This window comes from Halothiobacillus sp. (genome assembly GCF_027346185.1).
In the GTDB taxonomy this organism is placed as follows: domain Bacteria; phylum Pseudomonadota; class Gammaproteobacteria; order Halothiobacillales; family Halothiobacillaceae; genus Halothiobacillus.
In genome coordinates, this window is sequence record NZ_DAIESY010000025.1 from 1 (window position 1) to 4,180 (window position 4,180).

Genomic DNA, 4,180 nt, shown 5'->3' on the forward strand with positions numbered 1-4,180 from the left:
GCTGGCTTTCTATGATTATCCGGCCGAACATTGGCGACACATCCGCACCACCAATGCCATTGAGTCGACCTTTGCCACTGTGCGCCACCGGACGTCGCGCACCAAAAATTGTGTATCGCGCAACAGCTTCATTGGATTGGGCTTCAAGATGCTGCAGCAGGCCGAAAAGCGCTGGATCGCCATTTTCCATCCGGAGAAAGTACGCGATCTGTTTGCGGGGGTAAAATTCATCGATGGATTACCGGCTAATGAAACCCTGCCGGGGGACCAACAGGACGCCGCCTAAGCTATGTCAGTAAATGCTCATACACTAGACTATAGCTCCCAATGAAAGGAAGGGGGCGAAAACGGCCCAGAATCCGTTTTTGATGCCTTGAGGTAGAATTCCCCGTGCCAGGGAGCATCGCATGCACTGTAGGGCAAATTTGAGGCCTTTACGGCGTGCTGGGGAGCGGCCTTCACAGGTTGGGGTAGAACAAGCAGTCGTGTCACCAGCCGCCATCATGGAGATGTAAGCCGCAACCGCCGAAAATTCCGTCAGCCGATCACCGTGGCTTATCTCGCGCCCGGTCGATGCGTTCCTGCATCGCCTGCATGACTTCTTCGTGGGTGTAGGACTTGGCGTTGGGGTCGTCGGCTTCCCGCAGGGCTTCCTCGACCTCACGGGTCATCCGCTCGTATTCTTCCGGCCACAGCACTTGCTCCATGCGCAGCGACGCCTGACCCAGCGGGTGCAGCAGGCCGAACAGGCGCATGTCCTTGGTGGTGACGATGTGCTCCCGAATCCGCTCCTGGATGGCGTCGCTGGCCCGATGCGCCTCTGATGAAGCCGTGCCTTCGTAGTCGGCGGGGAATTCCACTTCCTCGGCGATACTCGCCCAGGCGCTGGCGAGCGCCTTAATGTTGGGCGCGGTCATTTGCTCATCCATTTGCGCAGCAGGCGCTTTTTCAGGGAGGCGCGTTCTTGCGGATTGCGTCCCTTGTGATTGGCGATGCGATCCGCCGTGGCGGCCTGGCGCTTGACGGGCCAGTAGGAACGGCCATCCTTGCCCATCGACCAGACGCTGCTGACTTGGTTTTCCAGCAGGGGCAGATGGGCGCTCAGGGCATCCGGCGACGCGCTGGCCAGCGCGGTGCGCTCGCGGGTTCGCCAGCGCTGATGCCACAGTTTCTTGTCATCGCGCTCGCTGCGGCAGGTCGTATGTCCGACGATGGGCGTTTTTCGGCGGCTGCGGCTCATGATTTCAGTGTTCCCTCGAAATATTCAGGACTGGACCCATCCAGCCGGGCGGTTGGGCGTATTCCTCGCCTTCATCGAAACCGAAAATCCAGACGCCATCTTTGGGCGGCTGGATGCCGCCGCCCTCGATCAGCGGCAGCACATCGCCAGCGCGGGCGGTGTAGCGATTCGGGTAGCCACCTCCGGCGAGCTTGATGGCCTTGCCAGCTTCCGTCAGGTGCTCAATCCAGCGGATGCGTCTCGAAATTCTCCGGGGACAGCTTGTCCCCTTCGTCGTCGGTGATGCGGGCTGCCATCGTGTGCTCCTGGTCAAGCAGTTGCGAGCGTCAGATGCCCGACCGGCTCGGCCGCCGGCCGCACCTTGATTTCGATGTCGTAGCCGAGGCGATTCAGGCAATCCATCAGCTTACGCTCGGACAGGTTGGTGAAGTCACCATGCATCATGCCCGATACCTTTGGTTGCGGGATGCCCATGCGCTTGGCCGCTGCTTGTTGCGTCAGTCCAAGGGCACACATCGCCTTCCTGATTTCGATCACCAGGCCGGTTTTGATCTTGAGCTTTTCGGCGTCGGGCAGGCCAAGGTCGGCGTAGACGTTGCCCGAGCTGCGCTGAACCTCGACGCCTTCAATGATTCGTTTTTGCATTTCGTAGCTCCTGTGCCAATGCCTCAGCCACTTTCAGCCGAGCGCGGATGATGTCCATGTCTGCCTTCGGCGTGGCGATCCCGCTCTTGCTCTTCTTCTGGAAGCAGTGCAGGACGAATACCGCTTCCGCGAACTTCACCGTGTAGACCGCGCGGTACGTGCCGCCGGCGTCGTCCTCGACAACCTCAAGCACGCCGGCACCGCCGAAGCCCTTGAGCACCTTCGCCGCGTCATCCTGGTCGCCCATCTGCGCCAGTGATAGCGCGTAACCGAAACGCCGGCGCACGTCGGGCGGCAACGCCATCAGATCCTTGTAGCTGCTCGCGATCCATTCGAGCGGTTTTTCTTTTTCGCCCATGACGGCAGTTTATACCTGTTCAGGTAATACGGCAAGCACGACAGGCGCAAAGCAGGTGTCGCTAAACAAGTGTTTTGCGACATACCTGCAACAGCCCTGTGTACCAAACTCCTGGTGGCCTCAAAATTGTGCGGAAAACTATGTCGCCACGCGCTACCATACGGAAACCTATTTGGGGTCCCCTCAGAATTCGGAATTTAAAGCACGTTAGCGCCATGAGAGCGTATTCAGCGTGAAACTGTCCGAAACGGCTCAATTTCGGATGGGTGCTAGAACCGTGTACGAATGTAATGGAAACAGCATTCTGGACACGTGCCACCATTCGCACATCGTTTTCGGTCGCAGTAGCGCGGTGAAAGTTGTGATGTTGGAACCGAGATGCCCCGTAACGGCTGTTGTCAGGGAAGCCAAATGCTACAGCCAGCAAACACAGGTGCTTGCTGGCGCCAGATGGAGCTTAACGTGCTTTAAATTCCGAATTCTGAGGGGACCCCAGCAACATCCCCCAACATGAGAGCGAAGGAAAGACGTCGAAACTGGCCAAGAATCGGTTTTTGATAGCCAGGGGTAGATTTCCATTGCCAAGGCGCCTTGCGTGCGCTGTAGGGCAAATTTGAGGCCTTGGCGACGCACTGTGGATGTGGTCTGTGGTCTTCACTGGTAGGGTCCTGGGATGTGTCCCTTGAGAAAACGGAAAAAATCGTACGATAAGCTTCCTGCGAGTCAGTAAACAAAGGGGGTCAGGTGTTTTTGTGGCTGTTCACGGGTGAATGGCCAGCGGTAATATCTTGTCAGCGGCCCCGCACAAAGGTTCACTCGACATCCTGTTTCTGGACGCTTTCGGCCTCAATCCGGCAGGCCGGAGTGTTCATCAACCCGTCTATCTTTCTATGCTGGGTAAACCACCAAGTCCATGGTTCGGCGCTCCTCGGCAGGTTTGCTATTCCACCAGGCCGACGACCAAAAGGAGGGCCCGGTTTACGGAAGTCATTTGACGCGCCGTCAGATGACCAAAGAGCGTGCCCACCCTGTCCCTACGAAGAGCGGTGATTTTGTCTACCATGATTTGGGACAGGTGCTGCAGACCATTCGTTGGAGATGGCTCTATGGTGATCCTCACCGCCGACGCATCCACGATGACCGTGGTTACCGGGCATACCAGCACGCTATCCAGGGTGCTCAGCAGATTGGACTGAACAATAATGGCTGGTCGAGGTTTTCCGTAATCCCCAGGAAGTGAAACCGTCACCAGATCCCCCCGCTTCACACCCAGCCTTCGATATCCGCTGCGGCAGCATCACAAAAATCGAGGATCTCCTGTTCTTTGGCGCTGGCATTAATCGCCTGGCATTGGCGCTCGATCGCTTCGGCAAAGTGCGGCGCACGTGGATCCGGGGCCCAAAACTGAACGGGCTTCATCCCGGCCGCCCGCAACCCTTGGCGATAGTGCTGTACTTTTTCTGCACTGGATAAGGTCTTGGACATGCTGTCCTCAATGGTTACATGTAATTAATCATGTATACAAGTGCGGGGCAAGGCTGTCAACTTCTCTGCGTGAATTGGGCGTTATGTGAAGTTTTCGGGGGCAATTCCTTTCTGGATGGCTGTGGATGTTGTGAAGATGAGCTACACTTTGCAAGTAAGTGTCGTTACGGAAATCACCTTCATCATGCCCGTTGTCTTTCGCGCACAGGGGTACGCCTTCTTTTTCTACTCCAACGAGGGGAATCCTCGGGAGGCTACGCACGTTCATGTGCGCAAGGGGTCGGCAGTGGCCAAGTTTTGGCTGTACCCGGAGGTGTGTCTGGCGGAAAGTTATGGATTGAATGGTCAGGAACAGGGCCTGTTGGCAGGGATCGTGGTGGAACGGCAGCGGGAGATCGAGGAGGCGTGGCATGAGTTCTTTGGCTAAGGCAGTGCGCTTTGAGGGCGAGATG

9 protein-coding genes are annotated in these 4,180 nt (G+C 57.2%); 3 read left to right on the forward strand and 6 right to left on the reverse strand.

Translation table 11 applies throughout. The annotated features are described in order from the left end of the window. Positions 1 to 286 (forward strand): transposase (locus M7R55_RS01815; protein ID WP_298217955.1); only part of this gene is annotated, 286 nt, incomplete at its 5' end. A 259-nt stretch (positions 287 to 545) separates the two neighbouring features. On the opposite strand, the gene M7R55_RS01820 is transcribed toward M7R55_RS01815, so the two are convergent. Both M7R55_RS01820 and M7R55_RS01825 read right to left on the reverse strand, forming a co-directional pair. Further along, the gene (locus M7R55_RS01820) at positions 546 to 917 is read right to left on the reverse strand and encodes a hypothetical protein (RefSeq protein ID WP_298217958.1); all 372 of its coding nucleotides are present in this window, start codon (positions 915 to 917) and stop codon (positions 546 to 548) included. Continuing rightward, positions 914 to 1,240, reverse strand: a complete 327-nt coding sequence (locus M7R55_RS01825) for a hypothetical protein (RefSeq protein ID WP_298217959.1) — start codon at positions 1,238 to 1,240, stop codon at positions 914 to 916. The genes M7R55_RS01820 and M7R55_RS01825 overlap by 4 nt, the downstream gene beginning before the upstream one ends. Between M7R55_RS01825 and M7R55_RS01830 the strand changes: the two genes are divergently transcribed. Continuing rightward, complete coding sequence (locus tag M7R55_RS01830) at positions 1,239 to 1,523, forward strand: hypothetical protein (RefSeq protein WP_298217961.1); 285 nt, start codon at positions 1,239 to 1,241, stop codon at positions 1,521 to 1,523. The genes M7R55_RS01825 and M7R55_RS01830 overlap by 2 nt on opposite strands. A 26-nt stretch (positions 1,524 to 1,549) precedes the next feature. On the opposite strand, the gene M7R55_RS01835 is transcribed toward M7R55_RS01830, so the two are convergent. From M7R55_RS01835 to M7R55_RS01850, 4 genes are all read right to left on the reverse strand, one after another. Then, the gene (locus M7R55_RS01835) at positions 1,550 to 1,885 is read right to left on the reverse strand and encodes a helix-turn-helix transcriptional regulator (RefSeq protein WP_298217962.1); all 336 of its coding nucleotides are present in this window, start codon (positions 1,883 to 1,885) and stop codon (positions 1,550 to 1,552) included. Then, positions 1,866 to 2,243 (reverse strand): type II toxin-antitoxin system RelE/ParE family toxin, encoded by a 378-nt coding sequence (locus M7R55_RS01840; protein ID WP_298217964.1) that lies wholly within the window; start codon positions 2,241 to 2,243, stop codon positions 1,866 to 1,868. The genes M7R55_RS01835 and M7R55_RS01840 overlap by 20 nt, the downstream gene beginning before the upstream one ends. A 940-nt stretch (positions 2,244 to 3,183) precedes the next feature. Further along, complete coding sequence (locus M7R55_RS01845; RefSeq protein WP_298217966.1) at positions 3,184 to 3,510, reverse strand: type II toxin-antitoxin system PemK/MazF family toxin; 327 nt, start codon at positions 3,508 to 3,510, stop codon at positions 3,184 to 3,186. Beyond that, entirely contained in the window at positions 3,507 to 3,728 is a 222-nt protein-coding gene (locus M7R55_RS01850; protein ID WP_298217968.1) for an antitoxin MazE family protein, read from the reverse strand. Before M7R55_RS01850 ends, M7R55_RS01845 begins: the two co-directional genes overlap by 4 nt. Positions 3,729 to 3,864: 136 nt before the next feature. Here M7R55_RS01850 and M7R55_RS01855 point away from each other — a divergent pair, with 136 nt between their 5' ends. Beyond that, positions 3,865 to 4,155 carry a DUF4160 domain-containing protein gene (locus M7R55_RS01855; RefSeq protein ID WP_298217970.1) on the forward strand — a complete coding sequence of 97 codons (291 nt, stop codon included), beginning with the start codon at positions 3,865 to 3,867 and terminating at the stop codon, positions 4,153 to 4,155. The last annotated feature ends 25 nt before the right edge of the window (positions 4,156 to 4,180 follow it).

Excerpts from the sequence above, each read along its gene's own strand:
- M7R55_RS01835 (WP_298217962.1), bottom strand. The coding sequence starts at position 1,885 with ATGCAAAAACGAATCATTGAAGGCGTCGAGGTTCAGCGCAGCTCGGGC.
- M7R55_RS01825 (WP_298217959.1), bottom strand. The coding sequence starts at position 1,240 with ATGAGCCGCAGCCGCCGAAAAACGCCCATCGTCGGACATACGACCTGC.
- M7R55_RS01840 (WP_298217964.1), bottom strand. The coding sequence starts at position 2,243 with ATGGGCGAAAAAGAAAAACCGCTCGAATGGATCGCGAGCAGCTACAAG.
- M7R55_RS01850 (WP_298217968.1), bottom strand. The coding sequence starts at position 3,728 with ATGTCCAAGACCTTATCCAGTGCAGAAAAAGTACAGCACTATCGCCAA.
- M7R55_RS01855 (WP_298217970.1), top strand. The coding sequence starts at position 3,865 with ATGAGCTACACTTTGCAAGTAAGTGTCGTTACGGAAATCACCTTCATC.
- M7R55_RS01830 (WP_298217961.1), top strand. The coding sequence starts at position 1,239 with ATGATTTCAGTGTTCCCTCGAAATATTCAGGACTGGACCCATCCAGCC.
- M7R55_RS01820 (WP_298217958.1), bottom strand. The coding sequence starts at position 917 with ATGACCGCGCCCAACATTAAGGCGCTCGCCAGCGCCTGGGCGAGTATC.